Annotated in this window: 18 protein-coding genes and 2 pseudogenes; 11 read left to right on the forward strand and 9 right to left on the reverse strand. The window is 72.7% G+C overall.

Annotated features, from left to right (window positions below; genetic code table 11):
- Positions 1–111 precede the first annotated feature (111 nt).
- Complete coding sequence (locus ACSUPV_RS07705) at positions 112–909, forward strand: IclR family transcriptional regulator (protein WP_436947183.1); 798 nt, start codon at positions 112–114, stop codon at positions 907–909.
- Positions 906–1,592, forward strand: coding sequence for a DUF6304 family protein (locus tag ACSUPV_RS07710; protein ID WP_436947184.1), 687 nt, complete (start codon positions 906–908; stop codon positions 1,590–1,592). The genes ACSUPV_RS07705 and ACSUPV_RS07710 overlap by 4 nt, the downstream gene beginning before the upstream one ends.
- Positions 1,593–1,609: 17 nt before the next feature.
- On the opposite strand, the gene ACSUPV_RS07715 is transcribed toward ACSUPV_RS07710, so the two are convergent.
- Positions 1,610–1,939, reverse strand: coding sequence for a DUF5955 family protein (locus tag ACSUPV_RS07715; protein WP_436947185.1), 330 nt, complete (start codon positions 1,937–1,939; stop codon positions 1,610–1,612).
- Positions 1,940–2,162: 223 nt separating this feature from the next.
- Between ACSUPV_RS07715 and ACSUPV_RS07720 the strand changes: the two genes are divergently transcribed.
- Both ACSUPV_RS07720 and aceB read left to right on the forward strand, forming a co-directional pair.
- Positions 2,163–2,777 (forward strand): nucleotidyltransferase family protein, encoded by a 615-nt coding sequence (locus tag ACSUPV_RS07720; RefSeq protein ID WP_037759867.1) that lies wholly within the window; start codon positions 2,163–2,165, stop codon positions 2,775–2,777.
- Positions 2,778–2,982: 205 nt separating this feature from the next.
- Positions 2,983–4,608 (forward strand): malate synthase A, encoded by a 1,626-nt coding sequence (aceB, locus tag ACSUPV_RS07725; protein ID WP_031120275.1) that lies wholly within the window; start codon positions 2,983–2,985, stop codon positions 4,606–4,608.
- Between the two features lie 7 nt (positions 4,609–4,615).
- Here the strand turns inward: aceB and ACSUPV_RS07730 are convergent, their stop codons facing one another.
- Positions 4,616–4,885, reverse strand: coding sequence for a SelT/SelW/SelH family protein (locus tag ACSUPV_RS07730; protein WP_436947186.1), 270 nt, complete (start codon positions 4,883–4,885; stop codon positions 4,616–4,618).
- The gene (locus ACSUPV_RS07735) at positions 4,882–5,787 is read right to left on the reverse strand and encodes a HipA family kinase (protein WP_037759873.1); all 906 of its coding nucleotides are present in this window, start codon (positions 5,785–5,787) and stop codon (positions 4,882–4,884) included. The genes ACSUPV_RS07730 and ACSUPV_RS07735 overlap by 4 nt, the downstream gene beginning before the upstream one ends.
- Positions 5,788–6,286: 499 nt before the next feature.
- On the opposite strand from ACSUPV_RS07735, the pseudogene ACSUPV_RS07740 reads away from it, so the two are divergent.
- Positions 6,287–7,294: pseudogene (locus tag ACSUPV_RS07740) on the forward strand (phosphatase PAP2 family protein); the annotation flags it as partial.
- 64 nt (positions 7,295–7,358) lie between these two features.
- Here ACSUPV_RS07740 and ACSUPV_RS07745 read toward each other — a convergent pair.
- Positions 7,359–8,198, reverse strand: coding sequence for a class I SAM-dependent methyltransferase (locus ACSUPV_RS07745; protein WP_436947187.1), 840 nt, complete (start codon positions 8,196–8,198; stop codon positions 7,359–7,361).
- A 620-nt stretch (positions 8,199–8,818) separates the two neighbouring features.
- On the opposite strand from ACSUPV_RS07745, the pseudogene ACSUPV_RS07750 reads away from it, so the two are divergent.
- Positions 8,819–10,022, forward strand: a pseudogene (locus ACSUPV_RS07750) (iron chelate uptake ABC transporter family permease subunit); the annotation flags it as partial.
- Here the strand turns inward: ACSUPV_RS07750 and ACSUPV_RS07755 are convergent.
- Entirely contained in the window at positions 10,017–10,427 is a 411-nt protein-coding gene (locus tag ACSUPV_RS07755; protein ID WP_436947188.1) for a (2Fe-2S) ferredoxin domain-containing protein, read from the reverse strand. The pseudogene ACSUPV_RS07750 and the gene ACSUPV_RS07755 overlap by 6 nt on opposite strands.
- A gap of 139 nt (positions 10,428–10,566) precedes the next feature.
- Between ACSUPV_RS07755 and ACSUPV_RS07760 the strand changes: the two genes are divergently transcribed.
- On the forward strand, positions 10,567–11,472 hold the full coding sequence (locus ACSUPV_RS07760; RefSeq protein WP_436947189.1) for a GHMP family kinase ATP-binding protein: 906 nt from the start codon (positions 10,567–10,569) through the stop codon (positions 11,470–11,472).
- Here ACSUPV_RS07760 and ACSUPV_RS07765 read toward each other — a convergent pair.
- A complete protein-coding gene (locus ACSUPV_RS07765; protein WP_436947190.1) occupies positions 11,463–13,004 on the reverse strand; it encodes an IucA/IucC family protein in 1,542 nt (513 codons plus the stop codon). The two genes, ACSUPV_RS07760 and ACSUPV_RS07765, sit on opposite strands and share 10 nt — an antisense overlap.
- A 100-nt stretch (positions 13,005–13,104) precedes the next feature.
- Between ACSUPV_RS07765 and ACSUPV_RS07770 the strand changes: the two genes are divergently transcribed.
- Positions 13,105–14,598 (forward strand): IucA/IucC family protein, encoded by a 1,494-nt coding sequence (locus tag ACSUPV_RS07770; RefSeq protein ID WP_037759881.1) that lies wholly within the window; start codon positions 13,105–13,107, stop codon positions 14,596–14,598.
- A 60-nt stretch (positions 14,599–14,658) separates the two neighbouring features.
- On the opposite strand, the gene ACSUPV_RS07775 is transcribed toward ACSUPV_RS07770, so the two are convergent.
- A complete protein-coding gene (locus ACSUPV_RS07775; protein ID WP_037759883.1) occupies positions 14,659–15,291 on the reverse strand; it encodes a winged helix-turn-helix transcriptional regulator in 633 nt (210 codons plus the stop codon).
- An 88-nt stretch (positions 15,292–15,379) separates the two neighbouring features.
- Here ACSUPV_RS07775 and ACSUPV_RS07780 point away from each other — a divergent pair, with 88 nt between their 5' ends.
- From ACSUPV_RS07780 to ACSUPV_RS07790, 3 genes are all read left to right on the forward strand, one after another.
- Positions 15,380–16,588 carry a pyridoxal phosphate-dependent aminotransferase gene (locus ACSUPV_RS07780; RefSeq protein ID WP_382615001.1) on the forward strand — a complete coding sequence of 403 codons (1,209 nt, stop codon included), beginning with the start codon at positions 15,380–15,382 and terminating at the stop codon, positions 16,586–16,588.
- Positions 16,589–16,686: 98 nt separating this feature from the next.
- Positions 16,687–17,316 carry a hypothetical protein gene (locus tag ACSUPV_RS07785; protein ID WP_436947191.1) on the forward strand — a complete coding sequence of 210 codons (630 nt, stop codon included), beginning with the start codon at positions 16,687–16,689 and terminating at the stop codon, positions 17,314–17,316.
- Positions 17,317–17,381: 65 nt separating this feature from the next.
- Positions 17,382–17,804: an acyl-CoA thioesterase gene (locus tag ACSUPV_RS07790; protein ID WP_382615003.1), complete on the forward strand. Its 423-nt coding sequence runs from the start codon at positions 17,382–17,384 to the stop codon at positions 17,802–17,804.
- A gap of 25 nt (positions 17,805–17,829) precedes the next feature.
- On the opposite strand, the gene ACSUPV_RS07795 is transcribed toward ACSUPV_RS07790, so the two are convergent.
- Both ACSUPV_RS07795 and ACSUPV_RS07800 read right to left on the reverse strand, forming a co-directional pair.
- Positions 17,830–19,461 (reverse strand): serine/threonine-protein kinase, encoded by a 1,632-nt coding sequence (locus ACSUPV_RS07795; RefSeq protein WP_436947192.1) that lies wholly within the window; start codon positions 19,459–19,461, stop codon positions 17,830–17,832.
- Between the two features lie 99 nt (positions 19,462–19,560).
- The gene (locus ACSUPV_RS07800) at positions 19,561–20,949 is read right to left on the reverse strand and encodes a nucleobase:cation symporter-2 family protein (RefSeq protein WP_436949883.1); all 1,389 of its coding nucleotides are present in this window, start codon (positions 20,947–20,949) and stop codon (positions 19,561–19,563) included.
- Positions 20,950–21,183 lie beyond the last annotated feature (234 nt).

Raw genomic sequence — 21,183 nt, forward strand, 5'->3', positions numbered from 1 at the left:
CCCGTCAAGGGCACACTGCTACAGGGCACACCAGCACCCCACCCCCTGGACTTTTCCACGAAGCGGAATTAACATCCCGGGAAGCGAAATGCTACCCGAAAGGAACGCCCCGTGCCGAGGTCCAGCGCCAGCACCACCGACCCCACCCGGTCCTCCGCCAACGGCGGGGTCCAGTCCCTGGAGCGCGCCTTCGACCTCCTCGAACGGATGGCGGACGCGGGCGGCGAGGTCGGCCTGAGCGAGCTGTCCGCGAGCAGCGGACTGCCCCTGCCGACCATCCACCGCCTGATGCGCACGCTGGTGGTCTGCGGATACGTACGCCAGCAGCCCAACCGGCGGTACGCGCTCGGCCCGCGTATGATCCGCCTCGGCGAGTCAGCGTCCCGGCTGCTGGGCACCTGGGCGCGGCCGTACCTGGCCCGGCTGGTCGAGGAGACCGGCGAGACGGCGAACATGGCGCTGCTGGACGGGGACGAGATCGTCTACGTGGCGCAGGTGCCGTCGAAGCACTCGATGCGGATGTTCACGGAGGTCGGCCGCCGCGTGCTGCCGCACTCCACGGGCGTGGGCAAGGCCCTGCTCGCCGGTTTCCCGCCGGAGGAGGTACGCGCCCTGCTCGCCCGCACGGGCATGCCCGCCGCCACGGACAAGACGATCACGACGCCCGACGGGTTCCTCGCGGCGCTGGAGGACGTGCGCCGCCAGGGGTACGCGATCGACGACAACGAGCAGGAGATCGGGGTGCGCTGCCTCGCCGTCTCGGTGCCCGACTCCCCCACCGCCGCCGCCATCTCCATCTCCGGCCCGGCCGGCCGGGTCACGGAGTCGGCGACGGAGAAGATCGTGCCGGTGCTCCAGCAGGTCGCCGGCGAACTGTCGGAGGCCCTGGCCAGCCAGAGCCCCGCGTGACGGCCTTACAGCGCTGGCCCGGGAGGTACACCGACCGGCACGGCTCGCAGGACGTCGTCTTCGAGACCGACGGCCGGCAGCTGATCCGTACGACGGTCCGGGGCGTCCTCTTCGAGGGCGACAGCATGGACGACCTGGGCGCCCTGGCCGGTGAGCCGCCCGAGGCGATGTTCCGCTTCCTCGACGGCGCCCTCTGCTCCTGCCTGCTGGAGTGGCGGCTGCCCCTGCCCGTCGCGCACACGGGGCAGGGCGTCCGGGACGGGATGCTGCACTGCGCCCTGCGACTGCCGGACCCGGCCCCGGGCTCCGCGCCCGGCCCGGACCGGGAGAGCCTGGCCCTCACGCTGCGCCTCGACGGGCGGGAGTACGGCGGCGCCGACGACTGCGGCGACTTCGAGAACGGCCTGTACGCGATCCAGCGCGAGCTGCCCCCGGGCTTCCGGATCAGGGCGTGCATCGCCTGCGCCTGGTCCGACTACAGCCCGGTCGGCCACGGCCTGATGGCCGGTCTGGCCTGCTTCCGGGACGTCAAGGCCCGCTACCGGCGCGTCGACGGCAAGCAAGGACCCCGGGGCGTCTTCGCGATCTGGCCGGACCACACCGAACTGGTCCAGGAGACCTGGCTCTGCGACGACTTCGAGCCCCGGGCCGCGCACGCGGGCTACCGCGGCACCTTTCCGTAGCGCCGACCGGACACCCCCTAGCCCTGCCCGCGCACCGGCCCGCCGAACCGGTCCACCGCCCGGCGGACCTCCGCCAGCCCGGGGGACAGCGCGCTCACCGAGCCGATCGCGCCGGCGATCAGCAGCAGGGAGCGGCGCAGCCGCGGGATCTCGGGGACGCCGTCGGCGGCCATGGCGTCCAGGGCGGCGAGTTCCTCCTCGGCGATGCTCCGGTCGGCGAACTCGCCCGGGTGGGCGGCGAGTCGGCGGCGCAGCCGGGCCACGGCGGAGCGCAGCTCCGTCACGCGCGGGTCCACCTCGTCGCCGGCCACGGGCCCCTGCCGCTTCTGCTCCACGCTCCGCAACACAGTCCTCCCCCTCGCACCTCGTCGTGCGCGTGCCCTTCCGACGCGAAGTCCCCCACACCGGGCACTGGTCCGACGCCCGGCCGGTCGGTGCGGGCGACAGTAAACGACGCGGGCCATCAGGCGCCAGTCCATTGCGTCATCGACTTGTTTCGCTGCGTGACTTTCCGGCCCGGGGGCGCGAGAGACCCGGGGCGCGGCAGCCCTGCTGCGGTATGCAGGTTCCATGACGACAAGGGAGACGACGGACGGGGCGGGTGCGGTTGCGGGGCTGCTGCTGGCCGCGGGGGGCGGACGGCGCCTGGGCGGTCGCCCCAAGGCACTGCTCCCCCACCGCGGGCGGCCGCTCGTGGAGCACGCGGTGCGGGTACTGCGGGAGGGCGGCTGCACCCGTGTCCACGTGGTTCTGGGCGCCCAGGCGGACGAGGTACGCGCGCGGGCCGCCCTGCCGGGCTGTGTCCTCGTCGACAACCCGGACTGGGAGCAGGGCATGGGGACGTCCCTGCGGGCCGGGCTGGCCTCCCTCGCCGGTACCGGCGCCCGCGCCGCCCTGGTCGCGCTCGTCGACCAGCCCGGCATCGGGCCGGAGGCGGTGGCCCGCGTCCTGGGGGCCTCCACGGGCGAGGAGTCGCTCGTCTCGGCGGCGTACGAGGGAGTGCGCGGCCACCCGGTCCTGTTCGGCGCCGCGCACTGGGCGGGGATCGCGGCGACTGCGACCGGGGACCGGGGGGCACGCGCGTATCTGAAGGAGCACGAGCCGGTCGTCTCGCTCGTCGAGTGCGGGGACGTGGCCCGGCCCTTCGACATCGACACCGAGGCCGATCTGGCCCACCTGGAGTGAGCGGGGTGGCACGGAGCGCCACCTTGCCTCGACTCAGAGAATCTCGACATCAACAGACGATTGAACTTCCACCATAAGGAAACTACTATCCACTGTTCAGAAGCGCCCGCTGGCTCCCCGGGCGCCGAACGCCGTATCCGGGAAGACTGGCACCGGGTGCCACCGCCGGCTCGTCTTCACAGTTCGCTGAAGGAAGTGACCGTTCATGTCCGCTCCAGCGCCGTCCCCGCTGGCCATCGTCGACGCCGAGCCCCTGCCCCGGCAGGAGGAGGTCCTCACCGAAGCGGCGCTGGCCTTCGTGGCCGAGCTGCACCGGCGGTTCACGCCCCGGCGTGACGAGCTCCTCGCCCGCCGCGCCGAGCGCCGCGCCGAGATCGCCCGCACCTCCACCCTCGACTTCCTCCCGGAGACCGCCGCGATCCGCGCCGACGACTCCTGGCGGGTCGCCCCGGCCCCGGACGCCCTGAACGACCGGCGGGTCGAGATCACCGGACCCACCGACCGCAAGATGACCATCAACGCGCTCAACTCCGGCGCGAAGGTGTGGCTCGCGGACTTCGAGGACGCCTCCGCGCCCACCTGGGAGAACGTGGTCCTCGGCCAGCTCAACCTGATCGACGCCTACACCCGGAACATCGACTTCACCGACCCGAAGTCGGGCAAGTCGTACGCCCTGAAGGCGAACGAGGAACTCGCCACGGTCGTCATGCGCCCGCGCGGCTGGCACCTGAACGAGCGTCACCTCGTCGACGCGGACGGCACCCCGGTGCCCGGCGCGCTCGTCGACTTCGGCCTGTACTTCTTCCACAACGCCAAGCGCCTGCTGGGCCTGGGCAAGGGCCCCTACTTCTACCTGCCCAAGACCGAGTCGCACCTGGAGGCCCGCCTCTGGAACGAGGTCTTCGTCTTCGCGCAGGACTACGTCGGCGTCCCGCAGGGCACCGTGCGCGCGACCGTGCTGATCGAGACGATCACGGCCGCGTACGAGATGGAGGAGATCCTCTACGAGCTGCGCGACCACGCCTCCGGGCTGAACGCGGGCCGCTGGGACTACCTGTTCTCCATCGTCAAGAACTTCCGTGACGGCGGCGCCAAGTTCGTCCTGCCGGACCGCAACGCGGTGACGATGACGGCCCCGTTCATGCGCGCCTACACCGAACTCCTCGTCCGCACCTGCCACAAGCGCGGCGCGCACGCGATCGGCGGCATGGCGGCGTTCATCCCGTCGCGCCGGGACGCCGAGGTCAACAAGGTGGCCTTCGAGAAGGTCCGCGCCGACAAGGACCGCGAGGCGAACGACGGTTTCGACGGCTCCTGGGTCGCCCACCCCGACCTGGTGCCCATCGCCATGGAGTCCTTCGACAAGGTCCTCGGCGACAAGCCGAACCAGAAGGACCGGCTGCGCGAGGACGTCGACGTCAAGGCGGCCGACCTGATCGCCATCGACTCGCTGGACGCCAAGCCCACGTACGCGGGTCTGGTCAACGCCGTGCAGGTCGGCATCCGTTACATCGAGGCGTGGCTGCGGGGCCTCGGCGCGGTGGCCATCTTCAACCTCATGGAGGACGCGGCCACCGCCGAGATCTCCCGCTCGCAGATCTGGCAGTGGATCAACGCCGGTGTCGTCCTCGACAACGGCGAGCAGGTCACCGCCGACCTGGCCCGCAAGGTCGCCGCCGAGGAACTCGCGAACATCCGCGCGGAGATCGGTGACGAGGCCTTCGCGGCGGGCAACTGGCAGCAGGCCCACGACCTGCTGCTGCAGGTCTCCCTCGACGAGGACTACGCCGACTTCCTGACGCTGCCGGCGTACGAGCAGCTCAAGGGCTGAGCAGCCGCTACCGCTCCGAGTGGCCCAGGGACTTCCCCGGGGCCACTCGGTCGCGTACGGCCTTCTTCACGGCCGTCGGCTCCGGGAAGCCCTGCTCGCGGCGGTCCCAGACGACCTCGTCGCCGACGCGGACCACGAACACCCCGCCCGTGCCGGGTTTGAGGGCCAGTTCGGTCAGTTCGGCCTCGAAGGTGGTCAGCAGCTCCTGCGCCAGCCAAGCCGCGCGGGGCAGCCAGCGGCACTGCGTGCAGTACTCGATCTCGACACGGCCACTCATCCGAGGTGCACCGCCCCATCCTGTTCGGCCGCGGGCTTGCCGTGCAGATCGGGGACCTGCCTGAGCCACGCGGGACGTCCTTGCTGGTTCCTCGCCGTCCGCAGGGCCTCCTCGGCGGCGAGCTCCTCCCGGCTGGGGAAGTCGGTGGGCAGCCACTGCCGCGAGGCGCGCACGCGCGCGTGGAGGTACGCCACGTACGCCTCGCGCGCCTCACCGGGAGAGGCGAAGTCGGTCAGCCAGGGATCCGGCACCTCCGCCACGATCTCCCGCAGCAGTCCCTCGGTCACCCTGGGTGCCAGCTCCGCGTCGGCCGCCCGCACGTCCGGGGCGTAGAGACCGAGGGCGTGGTGCCGGAAGTCGTACGCCTTGGCGGGGTCGGTGCCGTCCCAGCGGTGGTGGAAGACCAGGGCCGCCCCGTGGTCGATCAGCCACAGGCGCGGGGGCGCGACGCCCAGGGTGGGCCAGATCATCAGGTTGGAGCTGTGGACCGTACGGTCGACGTTGGCGGTCAGGGCGTCCAGCCAGACGATCCGGCCCGCCTCCAGCGGGTCGACGCGGAAGGTCTTCGCCATCTCGGGGGTGAAGTCCCGGGCGCCCGGCAGGTAGTCCATGCCGAGGTTGACGCCCGCGCTGGCCGTGTGCAGGCCCCGCACCTCATGGTGCGGCTCGTCGGCCGCGATCGCCGGGTCGAAGTGCACGAGGACCAGCTCGGGGAACCGCAGTCCGAGCGCGCGGGCCAGTTCACCGACGATCACCTCGGCGACGAGCGCCTTGCGGCCCTGCGCGGAGCCGGTGAACTTCACGACGTAGGTGCCCAGGTCGTCGGCCTCGACGACTCCGGGGACGGAGCCGCCGGACCGCAGGGGTTCGATGTAGCGGGTGGCAGTGACCTCTCTCAACATCTTCAAAGGCCCCACAGCTTGATTGCCTTACATTTCACGGCCAGCTCCAACGCAATCCGGGAAGATCTCCCCGCTCAATGGCGGTGCGCCCCTCGCTTCCCGGCCTCCGGCATGAAGTGAGCATAGTAACCGAGGGTGACCGCTGGCGCGCGGCGGGATGATGCCGGCCTTGGCCGACGCGGTTGCTGCGGAGTCGCGCTTACTGGGTTCAGGGCGGTGTTGGAGCGGGAGTCAGCCTGTTGCTGTCACAGATCCAGGCGTCGAGGGTTTCCCGCCTGCACATGATCCCTGCCGCTTCGAGGTGATCCCAGGGGATCTCGGCGCGCGTCGACCTCCGAAGACAGTGCGCGAAGCGCTCATCACCCGTCTTCCCGTCCCGCCCCTTGCGCCGGCGGGCGGCGGCGGTGGCGTCCACGCTGAACAGCACCTGGCCGTCGATGCCGCCGACGAGGTCAGCACGGAAAGGTAGTACCCGTTCACAGCCTGTAACGTCACTCGGGTGGGTACCGAACGAACGCTCACTGCTCTGGACCTGCTGCTGGCCCAGTTGGACCGTGAGCCGGAGCGGCCGGCGCATACTGATGTGCCGACGATGAGCCAGCACCGCATTCTGTTGCTTACGGCGACGCTGGGACTCTACTTCGCGATCGTCTGGGCCGTGCTGACCACGTCCTGGCTTGTCCGGCTCGACTGGCAGCTGATGTTCTTTCGGCCGTACCAGCAATGGCCGCAGATGCACGCCTTCGCCGACCATTACGTGGTGCTCGGCCAACGCGGGCCCACCGCGGTGTTGGTCGCCGCCTGGCTGGGCTGGCGCTCGTGGCGGCAGCACATACTGCGCCCCCTGCTGGCGCTTGGCGCCTCCCTGCTGCTTCTGAACATCACCGTCGGCGCAGCAAAGATCGGCATGGGCCGCCTCGGCCCGCATTACGCGACCATGATCGGCTCCAATGAGATGGGTCTGGGCGGCGATATTTTTCCTAGCGGCCACACCGCCAACGCCGTGGTGACCTGGGGCATCCTCGCGTATCTGGCCTCGGCCCCGACAGCGCGGCGGCGGCTGTCCGCGCTGTCGGCGGGCATGGCGCTCGGTGTCGGCCTCACCACCGTCTACCTCGGTACGCACTGGCTCAGCGACGTCCTGCTCGGCTGGGCCGCGGGGCTGCTGGTTCTGCTGGCGCTGCCGTGGTTCGAGCCGCTGATCGAACGCGCCGAGGTGTGGATCCACGACCGACGCGACCAACTGCGAGCCTTGTGGCGTGCACATGGCGGCAACTGGGCGCTCGCGCCGGCCGGATCGCCGGTGGCGCTGGGACGCCCCCCGGCCGAGGAGGAGGCCCTGGCATGCGACACGATTTCGTCGGCGACACGCTCGTCCCGCATGCCGACCCACCCTGCCCCGTGCCTGCACACGTCCCGCTCAGAACGCCCTGTTACCCCTGCCGGCAACCGCCGGCCATCAGGCGGCGACCTCACGCCGTGCGGGACCGTCTCGGCGGCCGGAGAGCCTGCCTCATCGGACGGCGTGGTGTCTCAGCCGTTGCAGCATCTGGTCACTGCCGCAACGAGAGTCATTGACGGACGTACTCCTGATACGCGCCGTGCTGGTCGGGGTCCGGCAGCGGAGAGCGGCTCACCCGGATCTTCGACTGGCCGTGGGGCCGCTGCTCCCAGTCGTCCATGAAGCGCGCGCTCAGGCCGTGCTTTCGGGCCAGGCCCAGGAGAGTCTCGGTGCGGTAGTAGAAGTCCTCCCGCAGCACCTGGTGCTCGGTACCTTCGGTGCGGTCGAAGGTGAAGTCGAAGAACCCCTGGTCGGTCAGGACGCGGCCGACGTGGGCCAGACACTCCTCGATCAGCTCCAGCGGCGAGTGGGAGAAGACACTGTGCGCGTGCACGACGTCGAAGTGATCATCGGGGAGGAAATCCAGGGTGAGGTCGCCGGTGATGGTCAGGTGCGGCAGCTTGTCCTGGAGCCCCTTCTCGACCAGCGTCTTCTTGGCGGCGATCAGGATGTCCGGCGAGATGTCGATGCCGTAGTAGTTCCCCGGATCGAGGTAGTCGATGATGCGCCAGCCGCCCCGCAGGTTGCCGCAGCCGATGTCGAGCATCCGGTGCCCGGGGCGCAGCCCGTGCTCGATGAGGTAGTCGAACTGCATCTGCCCCAGAGCCAGCCAGCGCTCATGGGTCTGGCTGCCGACCGCTGCCTCCGGGTTGCGGCGGGAGTCGGAGGCCATCACCGCACGGTAGTAGCCGACGTGGTCGGGGTGCTTCCAGCGCAGCCAGGTGTCCCGCGCGGCGCGGCGCAGGTATGGGGCGACACGGCGGGGGTGCGTCAGGGCGTAGCCGACCTTGTGGGTGAGGGTGGAGCGGTTGCGCCGCAGCTTCTTCGGGGACTTCGCATCCTGGGTCATGGCAGCGACCTCCGAACGAGGGGTGCCCCCGATGCGGGGAGCAGCCCCTGACAGGGGATGAAATCGTGGGGGTGACCGACTGAGTCTTACGGCGCACCGGCCGGAACCGGGTGGGCCGAGGGCCAATGTAATGGGCGGCCGCACACGCAATACGCCGCCGTGCGGGCACCACGGCCGTCGGTTCCGGGGCCTTTCTTCCGGACCACTCGTGACTGCGGGCCGGCAAGCATTTGCGCAGCCTTGCCGACGGTCGCCGACCCCACGTCCGAACATATTTGCCCCAGGGTGGCCCGTTTTCTTCTATTTGACAGGCATCACCCAGAAGGCACCCAAAGTCAGCATTCGGGCCAAGCCCGATCGCGTCGGAAGCGCACCCCTGAGCCGACCCGGGGCACCGTCGGTCGAGGTCAGCATCGAAAGGCACCGAGGCGATGGACTGGGCGATCCGGTCTGGGACCTCAGCACCGGGAGCACTCGCGCCTCCGAAGGCACCGACCCGGCCTGATCTTCCGTCTTCCCGTTCCCGCGGGGCGGGCAGGCGGCGGGGGGGGGAACGCCTGCCCGCCCCGGGGCAACGACCCGCAGATACGGGGGACGCGGGCCTTGCCGAACCGCAGTTGGTGGTGCTCGCGGCGCTGCTGTCCGCGGCGGCCGTCACACTCGCCGGGCCCATCGGGTTCGTCGGGCTGTGCGCGCCCGCCCTGGTCCGTTCGCTGGCCCGCCGGTTCCGGGGGTTCGTCCGCGCCCGGGCGGCGCTGCCCGCGGCCGGACTGGCCGGTGCCGGTCTGGTGCTCGGCTCGGACGTGCTGCTGCGCGCGCTGATCCCCGCCGAGACGGCGGTGGCCGTCCCCACCGGCATCGTCACCAGCCTGGTCGGCGCCGTGTTCCTGGTGGTGACGCCCTGCGACTGCGGGACACGGCCGGAGCCGACGCGCCGGACCGGCTCCGCGTCCCCGGCCGGACGGCGTTCCTCGTCACGGTGGCCGCCCTGGTCGCCGTGGTCGTCGCCGTCACGCTGGCCGGTGTCCTGCTGGGCGACAGTAAGCTCCTGCTCGGCGATGTCGCCAACTGGGTGCAGGGGCGGGCCGGTCGGACCGTGTCCTTCGTGCTGGACACCCGGGTGCCGCGCGTGCTCGCGGCGCTCTGCGCGGGCGCCTCGCTCGCCCTGACCGGCACGCTCGTGCAGGCCGTGACCCGCAACCCGCTCGCGGAGCCCGGCGTGCTGGGCGTCTCCGGCGGGGCCGCGCTGGGGGCCGTGCTGCTGGTGACCACCGTGCCCGCCGCCGGTTCCTGGGGCATCGCGGGCGCCGCGTTCACGGGCGCGGCGCTGGCCTCCGGCGTCGTCTTCGGGCGCTGACCTGGCTGTCCGGTTCGACGTACGGGCGGACCACGGCGGACGTGCTGCCCGTGGCGCTCGTGCTGGCGCTGGGGCTGGCCGTCGCGGTCGTCCGGCGCACCGAACTGGACCTGGTCGCGCTGGACGAGGACACCCCGCGGCTGCTCGGTCTCGGGCTGCCCCGGGCGAGGCTCGGCTTCCTGGTGGTGGGGGTGCTGCTCGCCGCGACCGCCGTGGCCGCGGCCGGCACCATCGGCTTCGTGGGGCTCGTGGCGCCGCACGCGGCACGGGCCCTCGTGGGCCGGCGGCACGTGCGGGTGGTGCCGGTCGCCGTCCTGCTGGGGGCCGCGCTCGTCTGCACGGCCGACCTGCTCGGCCGGACGGTCATCGCTCCGGCCCAGCTGGGCGCCGGCCTGATGACGGCGATGATCGGCACGCCGTACTTCCTGCGTCTGCTGGTGCGCGGCCGGGGCGCGGCGAGGTCATGAGCCGTCGGTGCGCCGCCGCGTGAGAGGGCTGAAGACGTACAGGTCGAGGATGTCGGGCGGCGGGGCGACGCCGGGACCGCCCGCCCGGACCCACGCGACGACGTCCTCGGTCGCCGCCGGGTCGTTGACCAGCCCGAGCCAGACCGGGCGGGCACCGGCGGCGCGGCCGGCGGAGGACGGCTGGACGACGATGACGTTGGCCTGGTCGCACACGTCCAGGCAGTCGGAGACCCGTACCGGCGCCGCGGCGCGCAGGCGCTCGGTCTGGGCCGCGTGATCGATCCCGGTCACCTTGGGGCTGCCGCAGCAGCAGTCCCGGCACACGACGACGCGGCACGGCACGGGGCCGGGAGCCGTCAACTCGGGGAGATCGTCGTTCGCCGCGTCGGACGGCGTCGCGGACATGCCGCACCTGCCCTCTCTCCGGGGAGGACCGCCCCGGTGGTTCGTGGAGGAGCCCACCCCGTGGGTCTCCCGGCATCCGGGGGGCGATCATTCCATGAGGTGGTCTCCCGAAGATCACCGCGGGGAGGGAGGTGAGGCCGTGCGTGACCGGACGGGTCCCGGCGTGGCCGCCCCCGATGTGCCCCGCGTCGTGTCCGGCGTCTGCCACGGCACGCTCGGCGAGCTGTACCAGGGGCCGTTGCGGGCAGGCCCCGATCCGGACATCGCGGTGGTGTCGTTCCCCGTCGCCCGGCACTCCCGGGTGTCGTTCACCCCGGGGACGGTGCCCGGCCCGGCCTCACCGCCGCCGCTCGGGGAGAAGTCGGCGACCGCGGCCCGGCTCTTCCTGGAGCACTACGGCCTCCGGCTGCCGCCCGGTCGGTGGAGCGCGCGCTCCGAACTGCGGGTGGGTGTGGGCATGGCCAGTTCGACCGCCGACATCGTGGCGACCCTGCGCTGCCTGTTCCGGCTCTTCGCGCTGCCGTACGACACCGAGGTGGTCGTGGGCGTCCTGGCGGCGATCGAGCGCGCCGACAGCGTCTTCCTCGACGAGTTCGCCCTGTATCTGAGCGGCCGGCACCGGCTGGTCCGGCGTCTGGGCACGGACATCGGCTTCCACACCGCCTTCGTGACCGAGCCCGGCACGGTGGACACCGCCGCCGTCACGCCCCTGCTGCTGGAGCACTACCGGCGCCGCGGGGACGCCTACGAGCGGTGCCTGACCGACCTGTTGAGGGGCTTCGCCCGCGGGGACGCGGCGGCGGTGGCACGGGCCGCGACCACCAGCGCCGCGCTGTCCCAGGAGGTGCTGCCGAAAGCGACGTTCGAGAGCGTGCTCGCCCACCGCGAGCGGTTCGGCGCCGACGGCGTCTTCGTCGCCCACACGGGCTGCCTGACCGGCTATCTCTTCGTCCGCCGGCCCGACTCCCGCGCCAGGTCCGAACTGTCCGCGTTCTTCCGCTCGCTCGGCCACCGCTGCTCGTTCGCCCGGGGCGGCTACGGCTGATGCCGGAGCGGGTTGGGCAGCGGCAGGTAGCGGGCGTCGGCGCCGTCCGCGCCCGTCCAGCGCAGCAGCAGGTTCGTCTTGGCGGGCAGGGTGGGCGAGGCGAGCAGGGCGGGGATCTCCGGGACGTCGTGCCGGGCCAGTTCGCGGCGGACGGCGGGCCAGGGGTCGAAGCCGGGTCGGCGTGCGGCGAGGGCGCCGGCGATCTCGGTGAGGTGGTTGACGAGCAGGCAGTACACGAGCCGCTCCCAGCCCGCCTCGCGCGACACCTCCGGCAGCAGTTTCACGCCCTCGGCGTCCCGGTACAGCGCCTGCACGGGCGTGCCGTCGGCGTCCACCGCGATCAGGGTGTTCTGCAGGTGGGCCTCCAGGACGACGCCGTGCCGGGCGAAGGCCGTGAGGGCCGGGGGCACCACCTGCGCGAGGTACGCCGTCCACCAGGCGTCGGGGTCGGCGGCGCGGTCGAGCGGGCTGCCGTCGAAGCCCTCGACGAGTCCGGCGGCCAGCAGCGGGGTCGCACCGGGCAGCAGACGGCCGCGGAAGCCGTCGCGGACGAGGACGGCCAGGGCCTCGAAGGCGAAGTCGGCGGTGCGGTACCCGCGGTCGCTCAGCCAGGCCGGGGGGCCGTCGAACGCCGCGAAGGCGGAGCACACCGCCGCGTCGGTGCGGCGCAGGGCGAGCAGGTCGTGGCGCCACAGCCGGCGGATGTCGTTGGTGATGCGCACGTCGAGGCTGAACTTGAGGAAGAGGTCCTGCTCGGGCGCGTAGAGCGTGCGGATCGCGGCCGTCGGCCACGTGTCGAAGGCGGTCTCGCCGAGCCGGACGAGCCGGCCGTCCGCGAAGGCGGCGGCGAGTTCCCGCGCGGCCAGGTCGAGCTGCCAGGGGTGGGCGGGCAGCAGCCGGTAGCCGGGCGGGGCCGTGCCGAGGGCGTCCAGGGCCGAGGTGTCGCCCTCCTCGACGACGGTGTCCGCGCGCAGACCGAGCAGGGTCAGCGGGAAGCGGGCGTAGGCCTCGGGCGCGTACGGCAGCCACCCGGCGGCGGGGCCGCCGCCGCGGGCCTTGGGGGCCGGGTGGTGGGTGTGGCCGGTGAGGAGACACTGCTCGGAGCGCGCATAGGGGTCGCCGGGCGGGGTGGCGCCGGTGCGGGCGGCCAGCAGCGCGGCCACGGCGTCCCGGCTGTCGAGCATCTCGGCGGGCAGTTCGTGGTTGGACAGCCCGGTGTGCCCGCGCAGTTCCTCGGCGACGAGTTTGACCAGTTCCGTGTGGCCGACGCGGTGCCAGCCGCCCGCCACCCGCACCTCGGGCTCGGCGGGCCGCCGCGTGCCGCGCACCCGCAGCAGGCGGTCCCCGCCGGGCAGCCGGTAGACGCGGTGGTCGCCCTCCTGCCGCACCGGCCGGGCCACCTCCCGCAGCAGGCAGTTCAGCAGCGGCACGGCGGCGTACGCGTCGGCACGCCCGGCGAGGTCGGCGGCACTGTCGTCGCCGTGGGCCGAGTCGTCGTCGCCGGGCCGGGGCATGAGGTCCACGCGTTCCACTCGTTCCCTACGGTCCTTCCCGCGTTCCGGGCGGAGATGATCAGTATGCGGTCGTCGCCGTCCCGCTGTGACGCCCTATTCGTACCCGAGGAGCCCGCCCGTGCATCGTCCCCCCACCGCAGAGGCCGAGGTCGCCGAGGAACTGGCCGTCGTACGGCCCGGCCTCCTGCCGCGGTACGAGGCCGAACTGCCCGGCGCCCGGGCGGCCGTCCTGTCGCGCCTGTGGCGCGGTCTCGCCCATGATCCGCTGCCCTGGGTCGCCCGCGGGGAGCGGGGTCGGGACGGGCTGACCCTGCATCTGTCGGACGGTCGCCGGCTGCACGGCCCGCGGCCGGATCCGTACGCGACCGGCGCGTACGTCACCGTCGTACGGCTCGACGAGCGGGCGTACGACGATCCGGCGCGGCTGATGACGGACCTCGCCGTACCGCACTCCGCGTCCTTCGCCACCGAACTCGGGCACAGCGTGGCGTCGTTGGCGCTGTCGAGAGCGGGCCAGGACGGCGAGCGGGAGGCGTGGCCCGAGAACGACTGGGCGTGGGAACAGCGGATCGTCGACGGGCATCCGTTCCACCCGACCTGCCGGTCCCGGCCCGGTTTCTCGGTGGCCGAGCAGCTCGCGTACGGGCCGGAGCACCGGCCGGTGGTGGACCTCGGGCTGGTGCCGGTGCGGGCGGAGGAGTGCCTGGTGACGGGGGTGTGGCCGGGGGATCTGCGGGACGGGGAGCATGTGGTGCTGCCGGTGCACCCGTGGCAGGCGGCGCACGTGCTGAAGCGGACGTGCGACGAGCGGCTTCCGGGGCGTCCGCTGATGTCCCTGCGCACGCTCGCCCTGCCCGGCGGGACGCACGTCAAGACGTCGCTCAGCGCCCGGCTGACGTCCTCGGTGCGGGACATCTCGCTGCCGTCGGTCGCCGCGTCGGCGGCGCTGTCGGAGTTCGCCGGGGTTCCGGCGGCGCGCACGGACGGCCTGCTGCACGTCACCCGCACCCTGGGCGCGGCGGCGGCCGGCTCCCCGGACTTCGCGGCCGTCCTGCGGGAGTCGCCGCGCGCGTACGCAGGCGGCGGCGAACGGATCCTGCCGGTGGCGGCGCTCGCCACCACCGAGCTGCCCCGCTCCCCCGGCTGGCTGGCCGGTTTCGCGCGCCTCGCCCTCACGGTGGGCCTGCGGCTGCTGGAGCTGGGCGTGGCCCTGGAGGCGCACGGCCAGAACCTGCTGGTGGTCCTCTCGCCGGCGGGCGATCCGCTGCGGCTGGTCTACCGCGACCTGGGCGACATCCGCGTCAGTCCGGCCCGTCTCGCGCGCCACCGCATCCCGGTGCCCGAGCTGCCGGCCCGCATGGTCACGGACGACGAACGCACGCTCCGCCGCAAGCTGTTCGGCTCGCTCGTGGCGGGAGCGCTGGCCGGGACCGCCGGGTCGGGCGAGGCGCTCGCGACGGCGCTGAAGACGGCCGTACGGGACCTGCCGCACACTCCGGACCTCGCCGCGCTGCGCGCCGGCCCCCTGCCGACGAAGGCGCTGACGCTGATGCGGCTCTCGCCGCAGACGCCCGGTGACCAGTGGGCGGAACTGCCCAATCCCCTTCACTGATCCTGATGCACCTGATGCGCCTGATGCGTCTTCGGAAGGCCCGCCCGTGCGGGCCTTCCCTCATGTCTCGCGCAGGGTCTTGGCGAGGGGGCCCTCGCCGGTCACCTCGACCCGGCCCGCGCGTACGGCCCGGGTCAGGCTCAGCTCCCCCCGGCTGAGCGCCGTGCACGTGGCGGTGTCCAGGACGAGCAGGGCGTCGGGCTCGCGGGGGGCGGGTCCGTCGCCGTAGACGGGCCCCTCCTCGGCACCCGCGTGCAGATGGAACCGCCCTTCCTCCAGGCGGACTTCGACGAGTCCCTCGCCCACGCCCTCCAGTCCGCGCAGCAGGGGGAGCGCGAACCAGTGCGCCCGCACGGCGTCCGTCGGGCGGCGCTCCCCGAGTTCGCCCTGCCCCCACTCCCCCAGGGCCTGCAACACGGGCAGCAACTCACGGCCGCGGCCGGTGAGTTCGTAGACGTAGGCCGCGCCGGGCGGCGGGAGCCTGCGCCGGGTCGCGAGGCCGTCGCGCTCCATGTCCCTCAGCCGCGAGGCGAGTACGTCCGTGCTGACGCCGGGCAGGTCCGCGTGCAGGTCGGTGTAGCGGCGGGGACCGGCGAGCAGTTCCCGGACGATCAGCAGGGTCCAGCGGTCGCCGACGACGTCGAGCGCGCGGGCGGCGGAGCAGTACTGGTCGTAGCTTCGGCGAGGTGGCATGCGACGCAGTCTAGACAAGTTGTTGGACTTTCCAAGCTGCTACTTGGTAAAACCAAGCAACACCAGTTTCCGGAGGGGAAGCGCGCGCATGGAGTTCCGGCAGTCGAGCAAACTCAGCGAGGTCTGTTACGAGATCCGCGGCCCGGTCATAGAGCACGCCAACGCGCTGGAGGAGGCGGGCCACAGCGTGCTGCGCCTGAACACCGGCAACCCCGCGCTCTTCGGGTTCGAGGCGCCGGAGGAGATCCTCCAGGACATGATCCGGATGCTGCCGCAGGCCCACGGATACACCGACTCGCGCGGCATCCTCTCCGCCCGCCGCGCCGTCGCCCAGCGCTACCAGACGCTCGGGCTGGAGGTCGGCGTCGACGACGTCTTCCTCGGCAACGGCGTGTCGGAGCTGGTCTCCATGGCCGTACAGGCGCTGGTCGAGGACGGCGACGAGATCCTGATCCCCGCCCCGGACTTCCCCCTCTGGACGGCGGTGACCACCCTCGCGGGCGGCAAGGCGGTCCACTACCTGTGCGACGAGCAGGCCGACTGGTACCCGGACCTGGACGACATGGCGTCCAAGATCACGGACCGCACCAAGGCGGTCGTGATCATCAACCCGAACAACCCCACCGGCGCCGTCTACCCGAAGGAGATCGTCGAGGGCATCCTCGACCTCGCCCGCCGCCACGGCCTGATGGTGTTCGCCGACGAGATCTACGACCAGATCCTCTACGACGACGCCGTGCACCACTCGGCCGCCGCGCTCGCCCCCGACCTGGTGGTCCTCACGTTCTGCGGCCTTTCCAAGACCTACCGCGTGGCCGGCTTCCGCTCCGGCTGGCTGGTGGTCACGGGCCCCAGGCAGCACGCGAAGGACTACCTGGAGGGCCTCACCATGCTGGCGTCCATGCGGCTGTGCGCCAACGCGCCCGCCCAGTACGCCATCCAGGCCGCGCTCGGCGGCCGACAGTCCATCGGCGAGCTGACCAGGCCCGGCGGGCGGCTGCTGGAGCAGCGGGACGTGGCCTGGCACAAGCTCACCGAGATCCCCGGCGTGACCTGCGTCAAGCCCAAGGGAGCGCTGTACGCCTTCCCGCGCCTGGACCCCAAGGTGCACAAGATCCACGACGACGAGAAGTTCGTCCTGGACCTGCTGCTGCGGGAGAAGATCCAGGTGGTCCAGGGCACGGGCTTCAACTGGCCGACCCCGGACCACTTCCGCATCCTGACCCTGCCGCACGCGGACGACCTGGAGGCGGCGATCGGGCGGATCGGGCGGTTCCTCGGCGGGTACCGGCAGTAGGCCTCCGTTGTCAGTGGCGGGTCGTAGCCTTCCAGCAGGTGGGGCGAGTGCCCCAGGGCCTGTCCCCGGGCCTGCCCCGGGCCGGAGAGGAGCGCGCCGTGACCCGACCGCCGAGCGCCGCGCAGCGGCGTGTCATCGACGCCGCCGACCCGGTCACCGGCCGGCTGCGGGGTACGGAGGCGCAGCTCGCGGCGCTGGTGAAGCGCGGGCTCGCCTTCCGGCACCCCCGGCCGCCGCACGACCACTTCCTGACCCCGGAGGGGCATCGCGTCCGGCAGGGCATCACCCGGGCGCCCGAGCCCGCCGGGGAGGCTCCCGCCGCCACCGGTGTGTTCGCGGCACGGGCCGGTGGTGAAGCCGACCCTCCGCGGTCCGGGCCCGCCCGGCGCCGTGAGGTGCACAACGCCTGGCAGGGGCTGCTGGAGCTGCGCCGAATGACCAACCGGGACGGGGCGGTGGACCGGCCGTGCGGCTGGGAGCGCACGCATCTCGTGCAGGCCGCCGCGCTCGCCCTGGAGGCGGCCGGACACCAGCCGGCCGGCCCGGACGACGGGGGCTACCGGGTGCGGGAGACCCCGCAGCCGGAGGCCGTCGCCGTCCACGAGCCGGACGGCGAGGCGCTGCGCGCCTGCGCGGCCACCCTGGAGGGGGCAGGCTGGCAGGTGAGCGAGCACCGCGAGCCGCGCACCGGGAGCCGGTATCTCCTGGCTTCCCCGCGCCGGGCGTGATGAGCATGCCAAGATCAGGGGATCGTTGCGCATGACACGAGAATCCGGTGCGAGAAGGGAAAGCCGTGACCGAGCCGTTTTCCGTCCCTGTGACCGTCCGTGGCTACGAGACGGATGTGCAGGGACACCTCAACCAGGCGGTCTATCTGAACTACGCGGAGCACGCCCGCTGGTCGCTGCTCCAGGCGGCCGGGATCAGTCAGTCCGCCCTCATCGGCAGCGGCGTCGGCCCGGTCGCGCTGGAGACCACCATCCGCTACCTGCGGGAGCTGCTCGCGGGCGACGAGGTCCGGGTGACGTGCGCCTTCGCGTGGGGCGACGGCAAGACGTTCCGGATCGAGCAGTCCGTCGTGAAGGCCGACGGCACGGTGGCCGCGGAGATCACGGCGGTCGGCGGGATCCTCGACCTCGAAAAGCGCAGGCTGGTCACCGACCCCGCCGATGTCTTCCGGAAACTGGCGGCCGATCCGGGCCTGTTCGGGCTCTAGACGGCGTTCCCGGCCCGTTCGGGCGCTAGGCGGCGTCGCGCCAGATCGTCATGTCCATCGTGACGGAGGCGAGTTCCGGCAGCCCGGTCGACTTCGTCTGGACCGTGAGCAGTGCGATGTCCCCGGACGCGTGCTTGACGCAGATCTGGCCTCCCACCGGCACCGAGGCCAGCGTCCAGCGACGCTGATCGGCGGGGGCCAGCATGAGCCGGCACTCGTCGAGGGAGACGCCCTCGTGGGTGAACATCTGGATGAACACACTGGTGTCGCTCTCCAGCGCACACCCGGCGTCCTCGCAGTCGAAGCGGATGTCCCCCTCGCGGTCGTCGCGCTGGTACGGCTTCTGGAAGCTCAGCGAGTTCTTCGCGTCCAGCCTCTGGAGCACCAGCCCGATGGGGCGCGGCGTCCCGGAAGCGGCCGGGGAGGGTTCCGAGGCCTGCGGTGTCCGGCCGTCGGCGTCCGCGTCGGGCCCGGAGGCCGACGGCTGCGACGGCGACGGCGACGGGTCGGACGACCGTCCGGACCTGTCCGGCCCGGGTGTCGACGGCGCGCCCGCCACCCACTCGCGGAACCTGTTCCCCGCGTCGGCGACCGTCCACGCCAGGCCGGTCAGTACGAGCGCCCCGGTCGCCACCGCCGCGGTCGTGATCAGCGCGGTGCGCCGTCTTCGCGCCCGCCGCTCCTGCGGCCCGGGCGGCAGCGGCTGGGGCTGGGTGACGACCAGCGGCCGCGGCAGGACCCGGGTGGGAGTGGCGGCGGGGGGCGGGACCGTCGGCTCCGGGCCCGTGACGTCCCGCCAGACGGCCGGGCCCGCGCCCGCGTCGGCGTCCGTGCCCAGCCGCCGCCGGCACCACGCGACGATCTCCGCCAGACCGGCCCGGTCCTCCGGATCGGCGGCCAGGCAGCGCGCGAGGAGCGGCCGGAGCGGCTCGGGCAGCAGGGACAGGTCGGGTTCGTCGTGCACGATCCGGTACAGCACGCCGACCGCGGAACCGTCCCCGTACAGCGGCCGGCCCAGCGCCGCGAACGCCGCGGTCTGGCCGAGCGCGAAGACGTCGGTCGCGGCCGTGACCTCTCCCGCGGCGGCCTGCTCGGGCGCCATGAAGTGGGGCGTGCCGACCGCGGCGCCGGTGGCGGTGTGCGAGGTGAAGTCGGCGGCCAGGGAGATGCCGAAGTCGATCACACGCGGCCCGTCGGCGGCCAGCAGCACGTTGGACGGCTTGAGGTCCCGGTGCACGATGCCCGCGGCGTGGATGGCCTGCAGTGCCTCGGCCACTCCGGCCACCAGCCACAGCACCGCGGGGACGGGCAGAGGTCCGCGCCGGGCTACGGCCTCCGTCAGGGAGGGGCCGGGCACGTACAGCGTGGCCGACCAGGGGGGCGTGCCGTCGGCGTCGGCGTCGATCAGCTCGGCGGTGTAGGCGCCGCGGACGCGCCGGGCCGCCTCCACCTCCCGGCGGAACCGCCGCCGGAAGGCCGGGTCGTCGGCCAGCTCCGGTCGGACCACCTTGACCGCCACCGGCCGGCCGCCCTGCGTGTGGGACAGGTAGACCCGGCCCATGCCGCCGGCGCCGAGCCGGGCGGCGAGGCGGTATCCGGCCACCACGGGCGGGTCGTCCGCCCGCAACGGCTGGAACACCTCGGTGGCATGGTTCATCGGCCCGTCTCCCCCTCGTCCCCTGTCCCCTGACCCCCGGTCGACGATCGGCCGACCGGGTCAGAAGCCTAAAGGGTCCTCAGGCGGATCCCGACGTGCTCATGACGCGGCCGGTGCCTTCGGCGTGCCCGAGAGTTCCTCCCCCGCCTCCATCGGGTGCGTCACGTCGTGGGCGTCCCGGCCGCTCCGGCCCAGGTGGTTGAAGACCAGGTTGAGCAGTACGGCCGCCACACAGCCCGTCGAGATGCCCGAGTCCAGGACGATCCGGGCCGTCTCGGGGAAGGCGTGGTAGAACTCCGGCGCCGTGATGGGGATGATGCCGACGGCCAGGGAGACGGCCACGATCAGGACGTTGTTGTCCTTGTCCAGGCCGGCCCGGACCAGGGTCTGGATGCCGCTGGCGGCGACCGAGCCGAAGAGGACCACGCCCGCCCCGCCGAGCACCGGGCGCGGTACGACGGCGATCAGTGAGGCGGCCATCGGGCACAGGCCCATGAGGACCAGGAATCCGCCGCCGGCCGCGACGACGTACCGGCTGCGGATCTTCGTCATCGCGACCAGGCCGATGTTCTGCGCGAAGGCGCTGCACATGAAGCCGTTGAACACGGGGCTGATCGCCGAGCCGAGGGTGTCGGCGCGCAGGCCCGCCGCGATGGTCTTCTCGTCGGCCGGGCGGTCGACGATCTCGCCGAGGGCGAGCATGTCGGCGGTGGACTCGGTCATCGACACCACCATCACCACGCACATCGAGATGATCGCGGCGAGCTGGAACTGCGGGGCGCCGAAGTGGAACGGGGTCGGGAAGCCGATGACGTCCGCGTCCGCGACCGGGCCGAAGTCCGTGACGCCGAACGGGATCGCGATGACCGTGCCGGCGACGAGGCCCAGCAGGACGGCGATCTGCTTGACGAAGCCCCGGGTGAAGCGGCGCAGCAGCAGCACGATCAGCAGGGTCACGGCCGCGAGGCCCAGGTTCGTCGCCGAGCCGTAGTCGTGCGCGGCCGGGTTCGGTCCCTGGGCCCAGCCGAAGGCGACCGGGAGCAGGGAGATGCCGATCAGTGTGATGACGGTGCCGGTCACCACCGGCGGGAAGAAGCGGACCGCCTTGCAGAAGACGGGGGACGCTATGAAGCCCAGCAGTCCGGCGACGATGACCGCGCCGAAGATGATCGGCAGGGCGTCGGACTTGTCCTCGGTGGAGGCGACGATCGCGGTCATGGGGGCGACACCGGCGAAGGTGACGCCGTTGACGAACGGCAGCCGGGCGCCGATCTTCCAGATGCCGAGGGTCTGCAGGAAGGTGGCGAGGCCCGCGGTGAACAGGCAGGCGCCGGTGAGGAAGGTCAGGTCGGTGGCGCTGAGGCCGATGGCCGCGCCGACGATCAGGGGTGGGGCGACGACTCCGGCGTACATGGCGGCCACGTGCTGCAGGCCGGTCGTCGCCATCTTGAGCGCGGGGAGTTTTTCGTCAACGGGGTGGTCGGCCACGGCGGCGTCCCTCCGGTCGGTTACACGGCTGCGCCCTGTGGCGCCCGTGGGTGTCAAGGAGGTGGTGCGGGTGGTCATGGGGGTACCTCCCTGCTCGAGCGGAGCCGAGAGCTTGGGGGAGGGACCGGACATGCGGTGGACGGGGGGCCGTTCCGGGGCGCGCCTGTCGACGCGCCCCGGAGACGGCCGCCGTGGGCCCCGCTCGGGTCCACGGCCACCGGCCGGGAGCCGTCC

It is taken from the genome of Streptomyces sp. SudanB52_2052, assembly GCF_964272415.1.
Classification (GTDB): domain Bacteria; phylum Actinomycetota; class Actinomycetes; order Streptomycetales; family Streptomycetaceae; genus Streptomyces; species Streptomyces olindensis.

Coding starts and splice junctions, on each gene's coding strand:
- ACSUPV_RS07720 (WP_037759867.1), top strand. CDS start 2,163: ATGACGACAAGGGAGACGACGGACGGGGCGGGTGCGGTTGCGGGGCTG.
- aceB (WP_031120275.1), top strand. CDS start 2,983: ATGTCCGCTCCAGCGCCGTCCCCGCTGGCCATCGTCGACGCCGAGCCC.
- ACSUPV_RS07730 (WP_436947186.1), bottom strand. CDS start 4,885: ATGAGTGGCCGTGTCGAGATCGAGTACTGCACGCAGTGCCGCTGGCTG.
- ACSUPV_RS07735 (WP_037759873.1), bottom strand. CDS start 5,787: ATGTTGAGAGAGGTCACTGCCACCCGCTACATCGAACCCCTGCGGTCC.
- ACSUPV_RS07745 (WP_436947187.1), bottom strand. CDS start 8,198: ATGACCCAGGATGCGAAGTCCCCGAAGAAGCTGCGGCGCAACCGCTCC.
- ACSUPV_RS07755 (WP_436947188.1), bottom strand. CDS start 10,427: ATGTCCGCGACGCCGTCCGACGCGGCGAACGACGATCTCCCCGAGTTG.
- ACSUPV_RS07775 (WP_037759883.1), bottom strand. CDS start 15,291: ATGCCACCTCGCCGAAGCTACGACCAGTACTGCTCCGCCGCCCGCGCG.
- ACSUPV_RS07780 (WP_382615001.1), top strand. CDS start 15,380: ATGGAGTTCCGGCAGTCGAGCAAACTCAGCGAGGTCTGTTACGAGATC.
- ACSUPV_RS07795 (WP_436947192.1), bottom strand. CDS start 19,461: ATGAACCATGCCACCGAGGTGTTCCAGCCGTTGCGGGCGGACGACCCG.